Annotated in this window: 1 protein-coding gene; it reads right to left on the minus strand. The window is 64.0% G+C overall.

Annotation, left to right across the window (positions count from 1 at the left end; genetic code table 11):
- Positions 1–417: phage tail tape measure protein (locus tag AB4Y92_RS26075; RefSeq protein WP_441822259.1), on the minus strand; the 417-nt coding region annotated here is incomplete at both ends.

A 417-nucleotide genomic window follows, 5' to 3' on the forward strand; every position in this document is an offset into this window, starting at 1 on the left:
CCTTTTTGGCCGAGAGCCCGATCATCTTCAGGCCTTCGTCGACACGGGCCTGCTGCTCAGTCGCAGTGCGGAGCGTAGATCCGAAAGCATTGAACCCGCGCGCCGCAACCTCCGGCGCGATCGCGACATTGTTCATCGCCGTGAGGAACGCCAACGACGTGTCGAACTGGACGCCTGCAGCCTTGGCCGCTGCGCCAGCGCGCTGAAACATGTCGACGACGTCCATTTCCTTGGCCGCACCGGCGTCGGACAGGGCATTTACCTTATCGACGAAGAGCTCCAGCTCCTGGTTGCTCCAGCCGGTGGCTGCCCGGATCTTCGCCAGTGCGTTTCCGGCCTTGTCGGCCGAGACATCCCACGCCGTTGCCGCAGCGAGGTTGATCCGGACGAATTCCGGCATGTCCTGGAGGGCGACGC

The organism is Lysobacter sp. TAB13, assembly GCF_052113885.1.
In the GTDB taxonomy this organism is placed as follows: Bacteria; Pseudomonadota; Gammaproteobacteria; order Xanthomonadales; family Xanthomonadaceae; genus Lysobacter; species Lysobacter gummosus.